Genomic DNA, 15,611 nt, shown 5'->3' with positions numbered 1-15,611 from the left:
CGCGCAGCCGCCCCCAATCCGTTGTCCCCACTGCCGCAGAACCCTCTCTGCTAAAGATCTGCCAAAGTAGTGCTAGCTAGGAACTTCACCAAGTTAACCGGATCGTTAGGAAGCCAGCTTGGCGTGTTGCGGCGGCGCTTTTGAACCACTTGCACCCGTTTGGTGAGCGGCATTGCAAACGGGGTTGTTGGCCTTGTTCGCCCAGATGATCCAACTCGTGAGGGTTGGCGTGAACCAGTCCCGTCGAGAGTTGAGGATCTCGGAGAACCGGGGCTCCCGTATCGATTATCCTTCAATGATTTCAATAGTATGCAGTTTATTCGCCCAACTGCGGGTTGTGGTCTGAGTGGCCATCGTCCATGTTTGGGGAACTGCGTCATCGTTGATGGCCGATGCAATCCAATGACAAAATCAACCAAACAGGAGGTAGATCGGGTGTCCGACACCACGAATATTTTTGAACAGTCCCCGGATTTCGACACCTTCGGCGGGCGCCTTTCGAGGGCCCGTGATGCGAGCGGTCTGAGTGTCAAAGAGCTTGCATGGCAATTGAGTGTCAATATGTCGACAATCAATGCTTGGGAGAGCGATCGTTCGCAACCAAGTTCACACCGGCTGTTCAATATCACCGGACTCCTCGGTGTAAGCCTATCGTGGCTGCTCCACGGCATCGGTATCGGGCCTGCGGAAGACGATTTTGAAAGCCCAATGGACGCATTTTCGGAGCAATTGACCAAACTGAGGGCTCTGCATTCTGATACTGGACGGCTCATCCGCCAAATGCAGCAGCAAATGGAAGGATAGCGGCACGAAATCAAAATCAGGCCGCTAGAGGGATGTCTTCGCTAGTGTAACGGGTGTGTGTGGGATTTTCAGTCCCTTGCGTCTACCAATTCCGCCACGTCCGCAGGCCAGCCCTTTTCAGACGCCAGACAAAGCCCGTCAAGTCGTGTTCTGCGGTGGCCGAACCGCAACCCAGAGGAGGTGGCGTAGGGATACTGGTGCGATCGCGGAATTATCCGCGCCGCGAGCATCGATAAATATCTGGGTGGCGGATCTGATCCGCCTAAGGCCGGCGCCTCTCAAGCCCAACCCATCCCCCCGCCCACTTGGGGGCGCCGGCCGCCCTTTCCAACAAGTATAGCTGCAGGCGCTTGCGCTTGGCCCGTAAACGTCACCAGTGGGCGATACTCAGAACTCGTAGCTGAGATTGATGCCGACCGTGTTCAGTTGCACGCTGTGATCGCGGTCGTTGAGGAGGGCCGGCGCCTCGTGGTTCTCCGAGCCGAAATCGCAATAGCGATATTGCGCGCCGACGACGAACTTTGTCGGTCAGCGCGTAGTCGACGCCCACGCCCACGGCCCAGCCGACATTTGCCGAGCGGATTTCAGCCGGCGACGCCAAGGTCGAAGTCGACGTGAAACCCGAGTAATCCGGCGATCACCAGGCAAATCCATTCTTCCTCGCTGGTCAAAACACCGCCGGCTTGGCACAGTCAGGCAAACAGGAGTCTTTGATGGCCAGGAAGCCGCCCGCCCGCGCGACGAAACCCAAACCGTGGACCGAAATGGCGACCGATCTGGTCGATGTCGCGATGGGCCGCAAACCCGCCGATCTCGTCATTCGCAACGGACGCTGGGTGAACGTCCATTCGGGCGAAATCATCGCCGGCACCGACATCGCCATATCGGGCGGCCGGTTCGCCTATTGCGGGCCGAATGCCAGCCACACGATCGGGCAGGGCAGCAAGGTGGTCGATGCGGGCGGACGCTATCTCGTGCCCGGGCTTTGCGACGCGCACATGCATGTCGAGAGCGGCATGGTGACGGTCACCGAATTTTGCCGCGCCGTCATCCCGCACGGCACCACCTCGATGTTCATCGATCCGCACGAGATCGCCAATGTGCTAGGCCTGCCTGGCGTGCGGCTGATGCATGACGAGGCCGTGGCGATGCCCATCAACGTGCATGTGCAGATGCCGTCCTGCGTGCCCTCGGCGCCTGGGCTCGAACATGCCGGTGCCGAACTGACGGTCGCCGATGTCGCGGAGGCGATGAGCTGGGAAAACATCATCGGACTTGGCGAGGTGATGAATTTCCCCGGCGTCGCCGCCAACGATCCGGTGATGTCTGGCGAGATCGCCGCGACGGTGAAGGCCGGCAAGACGGTTGGCGGGCATTATGCCTCGCGCGATCTTGGTCTGCCATTCCACGGCTATGTCGCCGGCGGACCCGAGGATGATCACGAGGGCACGCGCGCCGAGGACGCCATTGCACGCGTGCGCCAGGGCATGAAGGCGATGCTGCGGCTGGGCTCGGCCTGGTACGACGTTGCCTCGCAGATCAAGGCGGTGACGGAAAGCGGCATCGATCCGCGCAACTTCATCCTGTGCACCGACGACAGTCATTCAGGCACGCTGGTGCATGAGGGGCACATGGACCGGGTGGTGCGCCACGCCATCAGCCAAGGTCTGAAGCCGGTGACCGCGATCCAGATGGCAACGCTCAACACCGCCCAGCATTTCAAGCTGGAACGCGAGATCGGTTCGATCGCGCCGGGGCGGTTGGCCGACTTGCTGATCGTTTCCGATCTCGCCGCAATGCGCATCGACGAGGTCTATGCGCGCGGCGTCAGGCTGGCCAAGGGCGGCAGGCTCGACATCGATATTCCGGCCTATGACTATCCGAAGACGGCGAAGAACACCGTCAAGTTGGGCAAGAAACTGAAGGCCGGCGATTTCGATATCGCGGCGCCCAAGGGTGCCAACGAAGTGCGGGTGCGGGTGATCGGCGTCATCGAGAACCAGGCACCCACGCGCGCGCTGGAGGCCGATCTGCCGGTCGAGGATGGGCTGGTCGCCATGGATCGCCGCAACGACATATGCCAGATCGCGCTGGTCGAGCGGCACAGGGGCACGGGTGGCGTCACCAATGCCTTCGTCTCAGGTTTCGGCTACATGGCCGACTGCGCCATGGCCTCCAGCGTGGCCCACGACGCCCATCACATCATCTGCGTTGGCACCAATAAGCAGGACATGGCGCTGGCCGTGAACCGACTGGGGGAAGTCGGCGGCGGCGTCGTGCTGTTCTCCAAGGGCAAGGAACTGGCGCTGGTCGAAATGCCGATCGCCGGGCTGATGTCGGACGAGCGCGCCGAGATCGTCGCCGCCAAGGCTGAGAAACTCACCGAGGCGATGCGCAAGATGGGCTGTTCCCTGAACAACGCCTATATGCAGCACTCGCTGCTGGCGCTGGTGGTCATTCCGGAGTTGCGAATTTCCGACGTCGGGCTGATCGACGTGACGACGTTCCAGAAGGTCGATCTGTTCGTCTGAGACCATCCGATCTTGGTTGCTCACCCGCCGGTGGCGATGGTCAGCACCTTGAACGGCGTCGTGATGATGACTTCGGCGGCGGAGCCGACGGCCTTTCCCAAGCCTTGGCCGATATTGCTGAGCTGTGCCGGGTCTTCGTCGGCGGCGAGGCCCGCTGGCGTGCGCAGCCTGTCGCCGAGCAATTGCACCAGGAACGGGTTGTCGGCGAATTTGGCGTGGTTGAGGCCGCCGTCGCCACCCTTGGTCTTGGTCAGGTCGACGACGGCCACGCCGTAGGAGGCGAGATCGGCGGCATTGCCATAGTCCCCGACGCGCGGCTTGTCGCCGGAGATAAACGAGGACAATTTGAGAGCCCGGTCGTCGCCCGAAAGCAGCACGGCGAACGGCTTGTCGGGTTTGCCATAACGGGTCATCTGCTTCTTGAACACGTCGACGTCGATGTCCGGCGAGGCAAGGATGACATAACCCAACTTGCCGCCGAGATCGCGGTCGCCGGTGATGGCGAGTTGGCGCAGCGCCTCCATCGTCAGCCAGGTTCCCATCGAATGGGCGATGATGTCGATGCTCTTGACCCGCGTCTTTGCGAGCATCCTGAGCGTTGCCTCGAGATCGTCACGGGCGGCGGTGGAACTGTCCTTGTCGTAGATATAGCCCGTCGTCTTGGCGCTCGACGCCCACGAGAACAGCACTGGCGTACCCGGATATTTCGTGTCGTGGGCGATCTGCGTCAGCCGGTAGATGCCGTCGTCGAAACCATTGTTGAAGCCATGCACGAAAACCAGCGCACGGTCGCCGCGCATGGCGATGTCGGCGCCGACCGCCTTGGCGAATTGCGGCGCGCCTTCGTAGAAGGTGACGTCCCTGGCCGTGAAATCCTTGGCCGGGTTGCTGTTGGCCGAACCCTTGGCGCGCTCGATGTTGCCGACCTGATGGCTCTTCGGAACCGTGACATCGACCCGCGCGAAGCTGGTGGTCGGGGAGCGGTCGCCGTCGAAGACCTGCCGTGGGTCCTTCACCGCCTTCTGGCGGGTGGTGGCGACGAATATTTCATGGGTGGCCGCAATATCGGACGCCGGCACGGTGATCGTCGTCTTGTTGAGCAGATCATGCGTTTTTCCGGCGCAGCCAGCGACCAGCAGCGCGAACGCAACGACACCAAAACTCTTCAAGCGCAAGGCCACGCGTCGGCTCCCGCATAGGGGACGTCAAACGCATGACGTCGCTCGATACTCCGATAAGGCCAGAGGCGGGCGTGGTCCAGTTCAAAGTGGGCCAATGGTTCGGCGATGGTGAACAGGCACGGCGAAACCCGCGAGCCGCATCTATTGTCCAAGCAGGCTGATGCGGTCGGTCACGTCCCGGTCGCTGGCGAAGCCATCGTCCTCGCGCAGCCGCTGGCCGATCATCTTCACCAGTGCCGGATTGTCGGCGAATTTCGTGTGGTTGAAGCTGTCGCTGCCTTTGACCTTGGAGAGATCGACGACCGTCACGCCGTAGGAGGCCAGGTCCGCCGCATCCTTGTAGTCGCCGACGCGCGGCCGCGCGCCGGCGATCAGGCCGGACAACCTCAGCGCGCGGTCGTCGTCCGACAACAGCAGGATGAACGGCTTGTCGGGCTTGCCGTAGCGGCGCATCTGGCTCTTGAACACGTCGACATCGATGTCGGGAGAGGCCAGCACCACATCGCCAAGCTTGCCGCCAAGATCGCGATCGCCGCTGATGGCCATCTGGCGCAGCGTTTCCATTGTCACCCAGGTTCCCATCGAATGGGCGACGATGTCGATGCGCCGCGCACCGGACTGCTGCAGCATTCGCAAGGTCACTTCGAGCTGGTCACGGGCGGCGCTGGCGCTTTCCTTGTCATAGACATAGTCGGTGGTCTTGGCGCCAGAGGCCCAGGAGAACAGCACCGGCGTCCCCGGATAACCGGAATCATGGACGATCTGGGTCAAGCGATAGACGGCGTCGTCGAAGCCGGTGTTGTAGCCATGGACGAAGACCATCACGCGGCCGCCGCGGGCCGCTATGTCGGCGTTGAGCGCGCTGGAGAATTTCGGCTGGGTGTCGTAGCCGACGACCTCGGAAGCCATGAAATACTTGGCCGGATCATCCGACTTGCCGCGTGAGCGCCGCTCGATCTGGCCGGTCGTGTGGAGCCCCGGGACGGTGACGTTGACGCGGGCGTAGTTCAGCGTCGCCGAGCGTTCGCCGTCGAAAACCTTGTTGGGGTCGTCGGAGGGCTTGCGGGTCGTGGCAATGAAGATCGAGTGGTTGCCGGCGATTTCCGTCACCGGCGCGGACATGACCGCGCTGCCGAGCAGTTCCTCGGTTTTGTGGCCGCCGCAGCCTGCCACCAGCAAGGCAAGCGCAAGAATGCAAATCGTCTTCAAATGCACGTCAAAAATTCCACTCGAGCCCAAAAAGGGCCATCCACCCTCCGCGATATCTCCCCAGCAGGCGAAGTGCGGCGGAAGTAAGTCGTGTTCAGCCAAAATGCGGTCGGCGCTTCGCGACGGTCATCGCACTGTTGCGCGAAAGCCAAAGCGGCGGCGAGGCCGTACCATCACAGAGGGCAGGCACCCGCATCTCGGCCGGATGTCGAATTCAGGCGTCCACCAATGCGCGTGCTCGGCGCGACGCGAGAAGCATGAACAAACGTCCCCAAGTACTTGCTGGCATTTCGGGAAGGCGCCTTTGCGGGCGCGGGGCTCGGCCGGGCAATGGTCTTGCCGGGCCGGATGTGTAATAGGGTTGTGGTCTAACTCGCCCGCGGGCGATCCGGGATGATCCTGCCGATGACCAGCTTTTCCTCGCGCGTCGCCACCGCCGCCTCCGCGATCCGCCAGATCTTCCCGGAGACACCGCTGCAGGAAAATGACTATCTGTCGAAAAAGACAGGCGCGCGGGTGCTGTTGAAGCGCGAGGATTTGAGTCCCGTGCGGTCCTACAAGATCCGTGGCGCCTTCAACTTCTTCCGCAAGGCGCTTGGCGAAGGCAACCAGGCGGAGCTGTTTGTCTGCGCGTCCGCCGGCAACCATGCGCAGGGCTTTGCCTTCGTCTGCCGCCATTTCGGCAAGAAGGGCGTGGTCTTCATGCCGGTGACGACCCCGCAGCAGAAGATCGACAAGACCAGGCTGTTTGGCGGCGATTTCGTCGAGATCAGGCTGGTCGGCGATTTTTTCGACGACTGCTATCGCGCCGCCTTCGACTTCACCGAAAGCTCCGGTGCCCATATGGTCCCGCCCTTCGACCACAAGGATATCATCGAGGGCCAGGCGACGGTCGCCTATGAGATCGCGGACCAGATGCCGGGCGCGCGCATGCCCGACATCGTCATGCTTCCGGTGGGTGGCGGCGGTCTGGCTGCCGGGGTCACGCACTATTTCGCCGATCAGGGCCGAGAGGCGCGGTTCGTCTTTTGCGAGCCGGCCGGCGCGCCGAGCCTGCGCGAGAGCCTTGCGGCGGGAAAACGGCTGAAGCTCGCCAAGGTCGACAACTTCGTCGACGGCGCGGCGGTCGCCGAGATCGGCCGCGAACCTTTGCGCTATCTCAGGGAGTTCGCCGCCGACAGCGTGCGGCTGGTCCCGGAGAACCGGCTCTGCGCGACCATGATCGAGATGCTCAACGTCGAAGGCGTGGTCCTGGAGCCCGCCGGCGCGCTGGCGATCGATGCGCTGAAGGATTTTTCCAGGAAGGAGATCCGGGGCAAGACCATCGTCGCCGTGGTATCCGGGGGCAATTTCGATTTCGAGCGGCTGCCGGACGTCAAGGAACGGGCGCTGCGCTTCGAAGGCCTGAAGAAATACTTCATCATCCGCTTTCCGCAGCGGCCGGGCGCGTTGCGCGACTTCCTCGAAATGCTGGGCCCGGACGACGACATCGCGCGCTTCGAATATCTGAAGAAATCGGCGCGCAATTTTGGCTCGGTCCTGATCGGCATCGAAACCAAGGATCGCCGCAATTTCGATCTGCTCAAGGCGAATTTCGAGGCCGAGGGCGTCCAGTATCAGGACATCACCGACAATGAGACGTTGGCGGGTTTCATCATATGAGCGGAAAGATCTTCATCGCCCTGTTTTCCGGCATCAATGTCGGCGGCAACCGCATTGTCAGGATGGCGGAGTTGCGGTCGTTCTTCGAGGGTCTCGGTTTTTCCGATGTCTCCACCTACGTGCAGAGCGGCAATGCCGTGTTCCGGGCTGACAAGGGCGACGCCGCCGTGCTGACCAAACAGATCGAGGCGGCTTTCGAGAAGAAATGGGGTTTCCATTCGCGCATCATGGTGCGCGATTTCGAATGGCTCGAACGGCTGGTTCGCGAAAATCCCTATCCGGAAGCGGCCGCTGACCACACGAAGCTCCACGCCTATGCGCTGGAGCGTGAGCCGACCGCCGAAGAGGTGGCGCGGCTGGCTGAAAAGTGCACTGGCCCGGAGCGTTTCGAGGTCAAGGGCGATGTGCTCTATCTCAGCGCGCCGGACGGGCTCGGCAAATCGGTGTTCGCCAACCTCATTCCGCGCACGTTGAAAGTGCCGGGCACGGCCCGCAATTGGCGATCGATGCTGGCGCTGCTGGAGATGGCGGGCAAGTCCGGTAGCGATTGATCCATGCGTCTCGCCGGAAATGCTTGGCGACACGCATGAACGCGCTATGCCGCCTCGGCGCGTTTCCAGTCGAAAGCCAATTCTTCGCGGAACGCAAAGCGTTTGATGTGGTCGGCAACGACGCTTTCGAGGCGCTCGATCGAAGCGGACTCGCCGGTCGATACCGTGATGTGCAGCGCTGCCCCGTCGGCGTCCATGACCGTGCGGCCGAGTGAAAGGTCGATGACGCCGTGATTGGGGTCGAACTCGACGGGAAACTTGTGCGCCCAATGCTTGCACAACTGCTGCAGATAGCGGCTTGCGTGCGCCGTGGAGACATTGGCGTGGCTGGTCGGCATGAAGGGTTCTCCAAAGCTGAATCCGATGATGTGGCGCCGCTCTTCAGGGCAGGCGCCATCGCCGCATAGATAGGCACAATTTAGCGAAACACCATGGAGTGGCCGCCGGCCACTCGAAAAGGTGACCGATTACCAGCTTCCGGTATTCGCCATCGATGCCCACGGTTCCGCCTTGGCCTTGGCCGGGCCTTTCTGCAGAAGCTCGATGGAGATGCCGTCTGGCGACCTGATAAAGGCCATGTTGCCGTCGCGCGGCGGCCGGTTGATGGTGACGCCATTGTCCATCAGTCGCTGGCACGTGGCATAGATGTCGTCGACCTCGTAGGCGAGGTGGCCGAAATTGCGCCCGCCCTTGTAGTCTTCGGGATCCCAATTGTAGGTGAGTTCGACCAGCGGCGCTTTCTCGCTGATGCCGCTCTGCTCGTCTTCCGGCGCGGCCAGGAAGATCAGCGTGAAGCGGCCCTGCTCGCTTTCATGGCGGCGAACTTCCTTCAGCCCGAGCTTGTTGCAGTAGAAATCGAGCGAGGCATCGACATCGGCGACGCGGACCATGGTGTGCAGATAGCGCATGTGTTTTCCTCGATCTGTTGGGTTGCGGCGCAACATAGGGTCGGCCCGGCCAAAGGGCAATCGTTCGGGTCAGGCAGCGCCGGCAAAGAACAAATCCGGTATTCCCGCAATGAACCGTGAAAAAAGGCACGTCAGGTCTTGCACACACCGGAAGCCGCGGTGTTAATCTGGTATCAAGAATCAGTTGCGGTGTTCTTGAATAAAGGGGGCATTCTTATGGGGGAAAAGGCCTCTTTGACGGGGCGGGCCAATACCCTTGGCGACGCTTTGACGCGCGACGAAGGCGGCGATTCCGCCGACCTGACCGAAATTTCCGGCGCCATCAAGTGGTTCGATGTGGCCAAGGGCTATGGTTTCATCCTTCCGGATGACGGTGTTTCGGGCGATATCCTCCTCCATGTGACTTGTCTTCGACGGGACGGCTTCCAGACAGCCTTGGAAGGCGCGCGCGTGGTCTGTCTTGTGAAGCAGGGCGAGCGCGGGCTGCAGGCGTTCCGTGTGCTTTCCATGGATGTCACCACCGCCGTCCATCCCGCCGAAATGCAGGAGCAGCGCACCCATGTCTCGGTAACGCCGGAGAGTGGGCTCGAACGCGCTTTGGTCAAATGGTTTAACCGCACCAAAGGGTTTGGCTTCCTGACGCGCGGCGAGGGCACCGAGGATATTTTCGTCCATATGGAGACCTTGCGCCGCTACGGCATCACCGAGCTTCGGCCGGGGCACGTCGTGCTTGTCCGTTTCGGCCGCGGTGACAAAGGCCTTATGGCCGCCGAAATTCACCCCGATATGGGCACCTTGCCGGTCTCGCACTAGGGCGATCCGGCCGAGGATTTCATATGACACACAGGAACGGGCTGACGGCGGGCGTGATGTGCGCTGTGGCTGCCGTCATGGTCGCCGCCGCCGCATTCTTCTATTTCCAGGTACCCAGCGCCGCCGATGGCCAGGCGATGATCCTTCCGGTCGATCCCGCGCCGCTGGTCGCTGTGACCAAGAATGGCAAACGCTCCTTCTCGATCGAAGTCGCCGATACCGAGGCAGAGCGGGAAGCCGGACTGATGTTTCGCGAGGACATGGCCGCCAATCATGGCATGCTGTTCGTTTTCGACGAGACGCGCGACGTCAGTTTCTGGATGAAGAATACGCCGATGCCGCTCGATCTGATCTTTGTCGGCCAGGACGGCAGGATCCGCGCAATCAAGCAGGGCGAGCCGCAATCCGAGGCGATCGTCTCGCCGGGCGAGCCGGTCCGCTTCGTGCTCGAGCTCAAGGCCGGCACTGCCGCCAGGGACGGCATCGCGGACGGCGATCTGCTGCGCCATCCGGCGATAGGCACCGCATCCAGCCCTGGCATGCCGCCCGCGGACAAGGGCGATTCTCCGAACGTCGATTCCGACTGAGCGCCAGGGATCGCTTTCCGATGCAGTTTTTCTCCCATGACGGGTTCGATCTAGCCTTCCTCGACCGCCAGCCGGCATCGGGTGAGGGCGATCCGGTGCTCATGATTCATGGCTTCGCCTCGAGCCACTATGTCAACTGGGTTTCACCCGGCTGGTTCAAGACGCTCAACGATGCCGGCTATCGCGCCATCGCCTTCGACAATCGCGGCCACGGCTCGTCGTCCAAGAGTTACGACGAGGCCGATTATACGCCCGCGAAAATGGCTTCGGACGCGGCAGCCCTGCTCGATCATCTCGGCATCGAGCGGGCCCATGTCATGGGCTATTCGATGGGCGCGCGCATTGCGGCCTTCCTGGCACTGTCCGATCCGGACAAGGTGGCGACGTTGGTCTTTGGCGGCCTCGGCATCGGCATGATCGATGGGGTAGGCGATTGGGATCCGATTGCCGCCGCCCTCCTTGCCGAGGATCCGGCCGCGACCACCCATCCACGCGGCCGCTCTTTTCGTGCCTTCGCCGACCAGACCCGCAGCGACCGCCGGGCGCTTGCCGCCTGCATCGTCACGTCACGGGAATTGCTTGGTGAAGAGGATATTGCCCGCATCGCCCAGCCGACGCTGGTCGCGGTCGGTACCACCGACGACATTGGCGGATCGCCGGACGAGCTTGCGGCGCTGATGCCCAACGCCAGGGCCTTCCACATCGAGGGCCGCGACCATATGCTGGCCGTCGGAGACAAGACCTTCAAGCAACGTGTGCTGGAGTTCTACGCCGAAAATCCGCTCTGAGGCGCCAGTTTCTTGAGACGAAGCGCCTCGGATCGCGAAATTGACCTAGGTCAAGGTCTCCAGCGACCGCGCCATGTTCAGCCTTGCCTTTGGTTCGAAGCGCTGCCTAAACTCCTGCGTGAGAAAAATATGCGGACGGGCAAGGAAGCTCTTTAGCACCGCGCCGCGTCCGGCACGCCACATCGGCTCCTCCACCCAGCCATATTCGCGGCGAACCGCGCGTTCATAGGCATCGAACGCAACCGGGTCGGCGCCCAGGATCGAAAGATCCATGTCGAGAAACAGGCTGGCGTCACGCGTCGCCGCCGCGTCGTCGAAAGGCGGCAACTGATGCGTGGCGGTGGCGAGGATCATCGCGCTGATGCGCTTCAGGCGGGCGGCATCGGTGCGGCCCGCGAGCTTTTGCTCGGCAAGGGCGGCACTTTGCGCCTCATTGTCCTTGGCCCTGCTGTCGTAGATGGCATCGTGGAACCAGATCGCCGCTTCGACGGCTTCAGGGTCGTCCAGTTCTCCCTGATAGTCGCGAGCCAGCGCCAGCATTGCCTCGATATGCGCAAGGCCGTGATAGTGGCGTTCCTCGGCGGCGTAGAGCGCCGAAAGCTCGGTTTTCAGCGCGTCGTCGATCAGGGGTTCGTTTTCCATGGCTGCTTGAATTCCCGCGAACCAAATCCATTTGACACAGCACTAAGGAAAATTGAGTTCAGTCGTGCTATGATCTGGCTTATATGTGCGGCCCCGATGACAGCAGACTAGCAGGACGCAGGACGAGACGTCGATGAACAGCATCAGCATTTCCCGCCACGACGCGCTGCAGCCGGTCGATCCGATCTGGCGTTCGATCCGCGACGAAGCGATGGAAGCGGTCAACCGCGACCCGCTGCTGGCCGCGTTCCTCTATGCGACGATCCTCAACCAGGAAAGCCTGGAAGAGGCGGTCATTCACAGGATCGCGGAGCGGCTTGCCCATCAGGATATCGGCTCCGATCTCATCCGCCAGACGTTCAAGTCGATGCTCGCCGACGACAAGGACTGGCCGACCACGGTGCGCGTCGACATCCAGGCCTATTATGACCGCGACCCGGCTTGCGACCGGTTCATCATGCCGGTGCTCTACTTCAAGGGCTTTCACGCCATCCAGACCCATCGGCTGGCGCATTGGCTGTGGAATCAGGGCCGCAAGGATTTCGCGCTCTACCTGCAGAGCCGTTCGTCCGCAGTCTTCCAGACCGACATCAATCCGGCCGCGCGCATCGGCAAGGGCATCTTCATCGATCACGCCACCGGCCTCGTCGTCGGCGAGACCGCCGTGATCGAGGACGATGTGTCCATCCTGCACGGCGTGACGCTGGGCGGTACCGGCAAGGCCGGTGGCGACCGCCATCCCAAGATTCGCTATGGCGTGCTGATTGGCGCCGGCGCCAAGATTCTCGGCAACATCGAGATCGGCCATTGCTCCAAGATTGCCGCCGGATCGGTGGTGCTGTCGCCTGTGCCGCACAACAAGACGGTTGCCGGTGTGCCGGCCCGCGTGGTCGGCGAGACCGGCTGCGACCAGCCTTCGCGCCAGATGGACCAGCTTCTGCCGTCGCAGAAGATGGACCACGTCATCAGTTTCGATATCTGATTTGCTGGCAGCTGCCCGGCATGATTGCCCGGCGGCGCTGCCCGCTTCCGGTGCAATAAGGCCGGCTTGCCTTTACATCGCCATTGTCGACGTGCCAGAAGCGCCGTTCAAACGAGCAAGCCGATGATCGGAGAAGACTGTTGAAGCCGGACGAAATCAGAAAGCTGGACGCCTATTTCAAGCGCGTCTTCCAGAACCCCAAGCTTGAGGTCAAGGCACGGCCGCGCAAGGAAGATTCGGCCGAAGTCTACGTCGGCGAGGAATTCCTCGGCATCGTCTTCAAGGATGAGGACGATGGCGACTATAATTTCTCGATGGCGATCCTCGATATCGACCTGGCCTGAGCCCGCAATGCCACGGCAGGCCGCGTAGAGCGCGGCCGGGCCGCTTTTCAGCCGGTCAATGTCGGGTCTTCAGGATTCGCCCCGCCTCTGCCGCGATCGCAGCATCGAGCGTCCGCCAGTCGCCAAGGAATTCCCTCGGGAAGCGATAGGTAAGGCTGAGATCATCCCCGACATGGATGTCCCGCTCGCAAGGAGCCAGCGATTCGCCGGCGCTCGGCCCGCTGAGGCAGCGGGCCACGAACGGGTCCTTGCCACCGCGCTTGCCGACAACCAGCACCTCGTTCAGATAACCTGATTTCTCATTGAACCCGTAGACCGTCGTACCGCCAGGCCCCGGAACGCCGGGCTGGACGATCAGCGCGCTGTAGATCGGCCCGAACCGGCCGCTCATGTCGCGCGACATCATCTGCTGCTCGAAGGACAGGAAGATGATGTTCCTGTTGGCCCCGGCGTGATTGAAATCGTCGCGCGACGCCTCGCTGTAGCCGTCCATCTGGGGATAGCGCAGGTAAAGGTCGAGGCGCGAGGCGATACCGTTGCGCCTGGCCGGCTCGAACCTGATGAAATTGGCCGGCACGGTGATGACGTTGTTGCCGATCACCACCTGGCGCACGGTCGCGTCGTCGGTGTAGCCGGCCATGGCAATGGAGCGGCCGAACCATTTGCCGCCAAGGCTGATGGCTATCGACAGCAAGGCCAGAGCCGCGAACGCGTAGAACACCCGCTTCATCAGCATGGAATCGACCACGGTGAGTTCCGCGCCGTCGGCGATCGCTGCCTGCTTCATCTCGGTCATCGTCCCACCGCCTGTGCGCCATCCCGGTGTCCGCCATCCCGGTGTCCCCCATCTGGGTGTCTCTTGACGGCACACATCATACGGCACGGCTCTTGCTGCCATCCTGAAGCGACTGTGCGATTTCATGGTAAATGGAGGGTTAATGTGGCCCAGATGGAACTCTTGCTGTTCGCTTTTGTCGTCGGGCTGACGGTTTGCGGGCTGACCGGCTCGACAATGGAGCTGGTATCGGGTCGCAAGGTCGCCTTCACCGAGCCCTATGTGTCGCCCTCGCATGTACTGCGCTCGCTGGCCGTCACTGCCGGCGCCGGGCCATTCATGCTGGTCAACGATGCCCTCGATGCGCGGCGCCAGAACCGCATCTCGACAGCGGCGCTCTTGTCATGCGGCTGCACCGCTATTGCCTGGTCCCTGGCGCTGGGCATCGTCGTGCTTGCCATTGCTTCCTGGGCGCTCCGTCTCCTAGGGTTTTCACTCTGAGACGATTCGGAGACCGACAATGCCGCTTTATGCAATCGATGGAACGGAGCCCAGCTTCGCCGACGCGGACTCGAATTGGATTGCGCCCGATGCCACGCTGATTGGCGACATCAGGATCGGCCGCAATGCCGGCTTCTGGTTCGGTGCCGTCATCAGGGGCGACAACGAGCCCATCATCATCGGCGCCGACACCAATGTGCAGGAACATACTGTCATGCACACCGATCCCGGCTTTCCGCTGACCATCGGACAGGGCTGTACGATCGGCCATCGCGCCACGCTTCACGGCTGCACGATTGGTGACAATAGCCTGATCGGCATGGGCGCCATCCTGCTGAACGGCGCCAGGATCGGCAAGAATTCACTCGTCGGCGCTGGCGCCCTGGTCACCGAAGGCAAGGAGTTTCCGGACAATTCGCTGATCGTTGGTTCGCCTGCCAAGGCGATCAAGGTGCTGGACGACGCCGCGGTCGAGCGGCTGCGGGCCTCGGCCGCGCATTATGTCGCCAATGGCCAACGCTTCAAGGCTGGGCTGAAGAAGGTCTGAACTCTCGGCCGGGACGTGACTTCGGACACCGGTTGCGTCTAACGATCCCGGTCGCCGAGCGCGCGCTCGGCTGTGGCTTCTCTCAACAGCGAAGCGCCCAACTCGAATCCTGCAATCTCTGCTTCTTCAAGGGCTGTCGTGTAGTGATCGATACGAGTCCTCAAAGAAGGGTCCGCGCCTGCGGTGAGAAGCAGGCGGATCGCCTCGGCGTCACGCATGGCTACGCCGTAGTGGAGCGGTGTCCAGTCGTTGACGCCTCGCATGTCCGGATCGGCGCCGTGATCGACGAGGATACGGATGATGTCGACCTTGTCCGCGCGCTCGGTGGACAGCGCCGCGATGATCGAGGGAAATCCGGCATGATCCCCGTAGTTCGGACTGGATCCGGCGTCGAGCAGCGCCGCGACGAAGGCAAGCGGACTCCAGTAGATCGCGTATTCCAGCGGATGGCCAAGACCGAGTTCGAATGGCATGCGCTCGTCGAACCAGCCGGGCGAACCGCCCAAGGCTTTGCCGAGTCCAACGAAGTCACCGGCCTTGAAGGCATCGTCGATCGCCTTGAACAGCCGGTGGCGCTCGCATCGATCTTCCGGGATTTCCAGCATGGCGTGACCCAGGAAACGAAACCAACGGCCGATTGTGCATCGATCTGTTGCGCGTGGAAAGGCAGGGGCGACGCGATGCACCACGTGTCGTCGGGTCAGTTTTGGCGGCTTCCCTCCAGAAATGGCGGAGCCGGCCCGGGGACGGGGCCGGCTCCTTTGACCCGGTCGTTGGGGACGGGGA

The 15,611-nt window shown here is 62.1% G+C and carries 18 protein-coding genes; 11 read left to right on the top strand and 7 right to left on the bottom strand.

Annotation, left to right across the window (positions count from 1 at the left end):
* Positions 1 to 435 precede the first annotated feature (435 nt).
* Together FJW08_RS31885 and ade are read left to right on the top strand one after the other, a co-directional pair.
* Positions 436 to 804 carry a helix-turn-helix transcriptional regulator gene (locus FJW08_RS31885; RefSeq protein ID WP_181178246.1) on the top strand — a complete coding sequence of 123 codons (369 nt, stop codon included), beginning with the start codon at positions 436 to 438 and terminating at the stop codon, positions 802 to 804.
* Between the two features lie 713 nt (positions 805 to 1,517).
* A complete protein-coding gene (ade, locus tag FJW08_RS31875) occupies positions 1,518 to 3,335 on the top strand; it encodes an adenine deaminase (protein ID WP_140813718.1) in 1,818 nt (605 codons plus the stop codon).
* A gap of 20 nt (positions 3,336 to 3,355) precedes the next feature.
* Here the strand turns inward: ade and FJW08_RS31870 are convergent, their stop codons facing one another.
* Together FJW08_RS31870 and FJW08_RS31865 are read right to left on the bottom strand one after the other, a co-directional pair.
* Positions 3,356 to 4,516 (bottom strand): alpha/beta hydrolase, encoded by a 1,161-nt coding sequence (locus FJW08_RS31870; protein WP_140813717.1) that lies wholly within the window; start codon positions 4,514 to 4,516, stop codon positions 3,356 to 3,358.
* Between the two features lie 141 nt (positions 4,517 to 4,657).
* The gene (locus tag FJW08_RS31865; protein WP_140755052.1) at positions 4,658 to 5,731 is read right to left on the bottom strand and encodes an alpha/beta hydrolase; all 1,074 of its coding nucleotides are present in this window, start codon (positions 5,729 to 5,731) and stop codon (positions 4,658 to 4,660) included.
* A 399-nt stretch (positions 5,732 to 6,130) separates the two neighbouring features.
* Here FJW08_RS31865 and ilvA point away from each other — a divergent pair, with 399 nt between their 5' ends.
* The gene (ilvA, locus tag FJW08_RS31860; protein WP_140813716.1) at positions 6,131 to 7,387 is read left to right on the top strand and encodes a threonine ammonia-lyase IlvA; all 1,257 of its coding nucleotides are present in this window, start codon (positions 6,131 to 6,133) and stop codon (positions 7,385 to 7,387) included.
* Positions 7,384 to 7,938, top strand: a complete 555-nt coding sequence (locus FJW08_RS31855; RefSeq protein ID WP_140755048.1) for a DUF1697 domain-containing protein — start codon at positions 7,384 to 7,386, stop codon at positions 7,936 to 7,938. Before ilvA ends, FJW08_RS31855 begins: the two co-directional genes overlap by 4 nt.
* A gap of 44 nt (positions 7,939 to 7,982) precedes the next feature.
* Here the strand turns inward: FJW08_RS31855 and FJW08_RS31850 are convergent, their stop codons facing one another.
* Both FJW08_RS31850 and gloA read right to left on the bottom strand, forming a co-directional pair.
* Positions 7,983 to 8,276 (bottom strand): DUF2218 domain-containing protein, encoded by a 294-nt coding sequence (locus FJW08_RS31850; protein WP_140813715.1) that lies wholly within the window; start codon positions 8,274 to 8,276, stop codon positions 7,983 to 7,985.
* A gap of 129 nt (positions 8,277 to 8,405) precedes the next feature.
* Positions 8,406 to 8,846 carry a lactoylglutathione lyase gene (gene gloA / locus FJW08_RS31845; RefSeq protein WP_140813714.1) on the bottom strand — a complete coding sequence of 147 codons (441 nt, stop codon included), beginning with the start codon at positions 8,844 to 8,846 and terminating at the stop codon, positions 8,406 to 8,408.
* 216 nt (positions 8,847 to 9,062) lie between these two features.
* Between gloA and FJW08_RS31840 the strand changes: the two genes are divergently transcribed.
* The 3 genes from FJW08_RS31840 to FJW08_RS31830 are packed head-to-tail and all read left to right on the top strand — an operon-like array spanning position 9,063 to position 11,034.
* Positions 9,063 to 9,659, top strand: a complete 597-nt coding sequence (locus tag FJW08_RS31840) for a cold-shock protein (protein WP_140813721.1) — start codon at positions 9,063 to 9,065, stop codon at positions 9,657 to 9,659.
* A 23-nt stretch (positions 9,660 to 9,682) separates the two neighbouring features.
* Positions 9,683 to 10,246 (top strand): DUF192 domain-containing protein, encoded by a 564-nt coding sequence (locus FJW08_RS31835; protein ID WP_140813713.1) that lies wholly within the window; start codon positions 9,683 to 9,685, stop codon positions 10,244 to 10,246.
* 20 nt (positions 10,247 to 10,266) lie between these two features.
* The gene (locus tag FJW08_RS31830) at positions 10,267 to 11,034 is read left to right on the top strand and encodes an alpha/beta hydrolase (RefSeq protein WP_181183108.1); all 768 of its coding nucleotides are present in this window, start codon (positions 10,267 to 10,269) and stop codon (positions 11,032 to 11,034) included.
* A gap of 45 nt (positions 11,035 to 11,079) precedes the next feature.
* Here FJW08_RS31830 and FJW08_RS31825 read toward each other — a convergent pair whose 3' ends face one another.
* A complete protein-coding gene (locus tag FJW08_RS31825; RefSeq protein ID WP_140813712.1) occupies positions 11,080 to 11,676 on the bottom strand; it encodes a hypothetical protein in 597 nt (198 codons plus the stop codon).
* A gap of 133 nt (positions 11,677 to 11,809) precedes the next feature.
* Between FJW08_RS31825 and cysE the strand changes: the two genes are divergently transcribed.
* Entirely contained in the window at positions 11,810 to 12,658 is an 849-nt protein-coding gene (gene cysE, locus FJW08_RS31820; protein WP_140813711.1) for a serine O-acetyltransferase, read from the top strand.
* A gap of 140 nt (positions 12,659 to 12,798) precedes the next feature.
* Positions 12,799 to 13,002: a DUF3126 family protein gene (locus FJW08_RS31815; RefSeq protein ID WP_140755036.1), complete on the top strand. Its 204-nt coding sequence runs from the start codon at positions 12,799 to 12,801 to the stop codon at positions 13,000 to 13,002.
* Positions 13,003 to 13,057: 55 nt separating this feature from the next.
* Here the strand turns inward: FJW08_RS31815 and FJW08_RS31810 are convergent, their stop codons facing one another.
* Positions 13,058 to 13,789 carry a hypothetical protein gene (locus FJW08_RS31810; RefSeq protein WP_140813719.1) on the bottom strand — a complete coding sequence of 244 codons (732 nt, stop codon included), beginning with the start codon at positions 13,787 to 13,789 and terminating at the stop codon, positions 13,058 to 13,060.
* 153 nt (positions 13,790 to 13,942) lie between these two features.
* Here FJW08_RS31810 and FJW08_RS31805 point away from each other — a divergent pair, with 153 nt between their 5' ends.
* Positions 13,943 to 14,278 carry a hypothetical protein gene (locus FJW08_RS31805; protein WP_140813710.1) on the top strand — a complete coding sequence of 112 codons (336 nt, stop codon included), beginning with the start codon at positions 13,943 to 13,945 and terminating at the stop codon, positions 14,276 to 14,278.
* 19 nt (positions 14,279 to 14,297) lie between these two features.
* Positions 14,298 to 14,825, top strand: coding sequence for a gamma carbonic anhydrase family protein (locus FJW08_RS31800; RefSeq protein WP_140813709.1), 528 nt, complete (start codon positions 14,298 to 14,300; stop codon positions 14,823 to 14,825).
* 38 nt (positions 14,826 to 14,863) lie between these two features.
* Here FJW08_RS31800 and FJW08_RS31795 read toward each other — a convergent pair.
* Positions 14,864 to 15,611 (bottom strand): ankyrin repeat domain-containing protein (locus tag FJW08_RS31795; RefSeq protein WP_348642705.1); only part of this gene is annotated, 748 nt, incomplete at its 5' end.

Origin of the sequence: Mesorhizobium sp. B3-2-1 (assembly GCF_006439515.1) — a bacterium.
GTDB lineage: Bacteria > Pseudomonadota > Alphaproteobacteria > Rhizobiales > Rhizobiaceae > Mesorhizobium.
Note: the sequence above shows the minus strand (reverse complement) of the source record. Positions and strands in the feature narration are given on the sequence as shown.

Excerpts from the sequence above, each read along its gene's own strand:
- ade (WP_140813718.1), top strand. The coding sequence starts at position 1,518 with ATGGCCAGGAAGCCGCCCGCCCGCGCGACGAAACCCAAACCGTGGACC.
- ilvA (WP_140813716.1), top strand. The coding sequence starts at position 6,131 with ATGACCAGCTTTTCCTCGCGCGTCGCCACCGCCGCCTCCGCGATCCGC.
- FJW08_RS31855 (WP_140755048.1), top strand. The coding sequence starts at position 7,384 with ATGAGCGGAAAGATCTTCATCGCCCTGTTTTCCGGCATCAATGTCGGC.
- FJW08_RS31850 (WP_140813715.1), bottom strand. The coding sequence starts at position 8,276 with ATGCCGACCAGCCACGCCAATGTCTCCACGGCGCACGCAAGCCGCTAT.
- gloA (WP_140813714.1), bottom strand. The coding sequence starts at position 8,846 with ATGCGCTATCTGCACACCATGGTCCGCGTCGCCGATGTCGATGCCTCG.
- FJW08_RS31840 (WP_140813721.1), top strand. The coding sequence starts at position 9,063 with ATGGGGGAAAAGGCCTCTTTGACGGGGCGGGCCAATACCCTTGGCGAC.
- FJW08_RS31835 (WP_140813713.1), top strand. The coding sequence starts at position 9,683 with ATGACACACAGGAACGGGCTGACGGCGGGCGTGATGTGCGCTGTGGCT.
- FJW08_RS31830 (WP_181183108.1), top strand. The coding sequence starts at position 10,267 with ATGCAGTTTTTCTCCCATGACGGGTTCGATCTAGCCTTCCTCGACCGC.
- FJW08_RS31825 (WP_140813712.1), bottom strand. The coding sequence starts at position 11,676 with ATGGAAAACGAACCCCTGATCGACGACGCGCTGAAAACCGAGCTTTCG.
- cysE (WP_140813711.1), top strand. The coding sequence starts at position 11,810 with ATGAACAGCATCAGCATTTCCCGCCACGACGCGCTGCAGCCGGTCGAT.
- FJW08_RS31810 (WP_140813719.1), bottom strand. The coding sequence starts at position 13,789 with ATGAAGCAGGCAGCGATCGCCGACGGCGCGGAACTCACCGTGGTCGAT.
- FJW08_RS31800 (WP_140813709.1), top strand. The coding sequence starts at position 14,298 with ATGCCGCTTTATGCAATCGATGGAACGGAGCCCAGCTTCGCCGACGCG.